The 3,465-nt window shown below is 73.5% G+C and carries 6 protein-coding genes; 4 read left to right on the plus strand and 2 right to left on the minus strand.

Annotated features, from left to right (window positions below):
• Positions 1 to 135 precede the first annotated feature (135 nt).
• The 4 genes from Y694_RS20585 to Y694_RS20600 are packed head-to-tail and all read left to right on the plus strand — an operon-like array spanning position 136 to position 2,255.
• Positions 136 to 738 (plus strand): cysteine hydrolase family protein, encoded by a 603-nt coding sequence (locus Y694_RS20585; RefSeq protein ID WP_036236060.1) that lies wholly within the window; start codon positions 136 to 138, stop codon positions 736 to 738.
• Positions 739 to 779: 41 nt separating this feature from the next.
• Positions 780 to 1,202: a VOC family protein gene (locus Y694_RS20590; protein ID WP_036236063.1), complete on the plus strand. Its 423-nt coding sequence runs from the start codon at positions 780 to 782 to the stop codon at positions 1,200 to 1,202.
• The gene (locus tag Y694_RS20595; protein WP_081782297.1) at positions 1,199 to 1,957 is read left to right on the plus strand and encodes a metallophosphoesterase; all 759 of its coding nucleotides are present in this window, start codon (positions 1,199 to 1,201) and stop codon (positions 1,955 to 1,957) included. Before Y694_RS20590 ends, Y694_RS20595 begins: the two co-directional genes overlap by 4 nt.
• A gap of 31 nt (positions 1,958 to 1,988) precedes the next feature.
• Complete coding sequence (locus tag Y694_RS20600) at positions 1,989 to 2,255, plus strand: hypothetical protein (protein WP_011828272.1); 267 nt, start codon at positions 1,989 to 1,991, stop codon at positions 2,253 to 2,255.
• Between the two features lie 17 nt (positions 2,256 to 2,272).
• Here Y694_RS20600 and Y694_RS20605 read toward each other — a convergent pair whose 3' ends face one another.
• Positions 2,273 to 3,274, minus strand: a complete 1,002-nt coding sequence (locus Y694_RS20605; protein WP_036236066.1) for a response regulator transcription factor — start codon at positions 3,272 to 3,274, stop codon at positions 2,273 to 2,275.
• Positions 3,255 to 3,465 (minus strand): hypothetical protein (locus Y694_RS25065; protein ID WP_036236069.1); only part of this gene is annotated, 211 nt, incomplete at its 5' end. The genes Y694_RS20605 and Y694_RS25065, both read right to left, overlap by 20 nt.

Genomic DNA, 3,465 nt, shown 5'->3' on the forward strand with positions numbered 1-3,465 from the left:
CCGGCGGGCTGGGCGCCGGGATGATCGCCGCCGACGCCGGCAGCCCGCGCGATCCGCCCTGAGGCGCGGGTCCTCGTGACTTTGGTGTAATGGCCGCGCGCCGGCAGCCCTGCCAGGCATCACCAGGAGACCCGCATGACCACCGCGTCCACCACCCTGAGAGATCTCGTCGGCCTCGGCCACCGTCCGGCCGCGCTGGGCGAGGCCGCGCTGATCATGATCGACTGCCAGAACACCTACCGGCAGGGCGTGATGCAGCTGACCGGCGTGGAAGAGGCGCTGGTCGAGGCGCGCAAGCTGCTGGAGATCGCCCGCGCGCGCAGGATGCCGATCTTCCACATCCAGCACGACGCCGGGGCCGGCTCGCCCTACGACGTGCGGGCCGAGATCGGCGCCATCTCGGCCGAGGTGGCACCGATCGCCGGCGAGCCGGTCATCACCAAGAACTACCCCAACTCCTTCGTGCAGACCGACCTCGACGAACGGCTCAAGGCGCTGGGCATCCAGCAGATCGTGCTGGCCGGCTTCATGACGCACATGTGCATCAACTCCACCGCGCACGGCGGCTTCAACCTCGGCTACGCGCCGACGGTGGTGGCCAGCGCGACCGCGACGCGCGCGCTGCAGGGGCCGAACGGCAAGGTGCTGACGGCGCGCGAGGTGCACGACGGCGCGCTGGCGTCCACGCGCGACCTGTACGCGGCGGTGGTGGACTCGGTGGCCGACCTCGGCAGCTGAGTCCGCGCGGGGCGTCGCGGCACCGAAAGGAGGGCCTCACGGTGTTCACCTACGTCTGCCTCGGCAGCGCCGACCTGCCCCGCGCCGCGCGCTTCTACGACGCGACGATGGCCACGCTGGGCCTGCAGCGCTGCGACACCAGCGACGAGCCCGACTGGGACGGCTGGATCGGCTGGGGCACCTACCAGCAGCACGGTGCGACGGAGATCGCGCTGTGGCTGTGCGAACCGTTCGATGGCCGGCCGGCCACGGTGGGCAACGGCACGATGGTGGCGCTGCGGGCGCGCAGCTGGGCCGAGGTCGATGCCTTCCACGCGGCGGCGCTGGCGCACGGCGGCCGCTCGGAAGGCGCGCCGGGCCTGCGCCCGCAGTACAACGCCGACTTCTACGCAGCCTATGTGCGCGACCCCGACGGCCACAAGCTCGCCGTCGTCTGCCGCGGCCAGACCGAGCCGGCCGCATGACGACGCCGACCCTGCGCATCGCCCTCGTCTCCGACATCCACGGCAACCTCGCCGCGCTCGAGGCGGTGGTGGCCGACATCGGCCGCCGCGGCGTGGACCGCACGGTCAACCTCGGCGACAGCCTGTCGGGGCCGCTGCTGCCGCGCGAGACGGCGCGCTTCCTGATGGCGCAGGACTGGCTGCAGCTGGCCGGCAACCACGAGCGCTACGTGCTCGGCGGCGGCGCGCTGCCGCGCGAGCCCTCGGACGCCTATGCGCACGCGATGCTCGGCCCCGCCGAAGTCGACTGGCTGCGCACGTTGACGCACCGGCACGCGCTGGCCGACGACGACGCGTTCCTGTGCCACGGCACGCCGGCGCACGACGACGTCTACTTCTTCGAGACCGTGACGCCGCACGGCCTGCGCGCCGCGACGGCCGACGAGGTGGAGGCGCGCCTGGGCGAGGTGCGTGCGGCGCTGGTGTGCTGCGGGCACACCCACACGCCGCGCCTGCTGCGCAGCCGGCACGGCCAGCTGCTGCTCAACCCCGGCAGCGTGGGCCTGCCGGCCTACGACGACGCGCGGCCCTTCCCTCACGCCGTGGAGAACGGCGCACCGGACGCGCGCTATGCGATCGCCGAACGCGGCGCCGACGGCCGCTGGTCGGCCGAGTTGATCGCCGTGCCCTACGACCACACGGCGATGGCGATGCTGGCGGAACGGCGCGCGCGGCCCGAATGGGCGCATGCGCTGCGCTGGGGCCGCCTGCCGTGAACGGCCTTCCCGCTCACGAGGCCGCATCGCGATGAAGACCTTCGCCGTGCTGGTAGCGCTGGCCGCCTGGGGACACCTGCTGTTCTGGCGCCCGGCGCCTTGGGTGAGCTGGCTGCTGTTCATGGCCTTCCTCGTGCTCGGCAGCCTGTTCACGCTGGCAGGCGGCTTCAGCTACTGGTGGGACTCGGGGATGCGGCCCTCCCAGCGCAGCGCGGTGGTGCTGGTGTGCGGCCTGCTCACGCTGGCGGCGCAGGCGGGCCGCCTGTTCAAGTCGCTCTCCGACGACGACCTCGCCTGAGGCCCGGCCGCCGCGTCTCAGGCCGCGCCGCGCTTGAGCTTGCCGAGCGCCATCGCCGCCGCGGAGGTGCGCGTCTCGACGCCGAGCTTGGCGAACACGTGCTCCAGGTGCTTGTGCACGGTGCGCGGGCTGGTGCCGAGGATGTCGCCGATGTCGCGGTTGGTCTTGCCCTGGGCCACCCAGTGCAGCACCTCGGCCTCACGGCCGGTGAGCCGGAACGCGACCGCCAGGCCCTCGATGCTGGCGCGGTCGTTCGACTCGGTCAGCACCAGCAGCCACTCGTCCTCGCCGGTGGCCTCGTGCAGCGCGAAGCTCACGCGGCGGCCGTCGCGCGCCAGCACGATGGGGTAGCCGGTCTGCTCGGTGGCTGCCAGCACCGCCTGCGCCTGCATCCAGTCGAGCAGGGTCTCGCTGAGCACCGGGCCGCGGGTGCCGGCCTCGCGCGTGGCGTCCAGCGCCTGCAGCAGCTCGCGCGCCAGCGGCGTCTGCCACAGCACGCGGCCGTCGCCGGCGCGCACGGTGATGACGGCGTGGCCGAAGGCGTCGAGCGCGCTGCGCGCCTGCCGTGCCTGGCGCGCGCCGCGGACGTGCGCGGCGATGCGCGCGATGACCTCGCGCGGGCGGATCGGCTTGGTCACGTAGTCCACGCCGCCGGCCTCGAACGCCGCCTCCACATGCTCGGTCTCGGCCAGACCGGTCATGAAGACGATGGGGATGTGCGCGGTGGCGGCGTCGCGCTTGAGCCGACGCGCGACCTCGAAGCCATCCATGCCGGGCATCAGCGCGTCGAGCAGCACCACGTCGGGCCGCGCGTGGGCGGCGCGCTCCAGCGCGGCCTCGCCGCTGGTGGCGACCAGCACGGTATAGCCGGATTCGTCGAGCGCATCGTGCAGCACCGAGACGTTGTCCGGCACGTCGTCGACGATCAGCACCACGTCGCTGTTCTCGCCGAGGCGCATGCGCTCCGGCCCGCGCGGCACGTTGGGGTCGGCGGGAGAGTCAGGCGGCCGCGGCAGCATCTTCGGGTTCCTCGTCTCGGGGATTCAGCAGCGCACGGATGGCGTCGAAGCGGAACTGCTGTGCCAGCTCGCGCACCGGGCCGGTCCAGGCCGCGGCGGCCGGGTCCTCGGCCTCGATCGCGCTCAGCTCGCCGAGCAGGCCGCGCAGGTAGCCCAGCCGCGCCAGTTCGTCGAGCGCCGCGCGGCGCGCC

This window comes from Methylibium sp. T29-B, assembly GCF_000576225.1.
GTDB classification, from domain to species: Bacteria; Pseudomonadota; Gammaproteobacteria; order Burkholderiales; family Burkholderiaceae_C; genus Methylibium; species Methylibium petroleiphilum.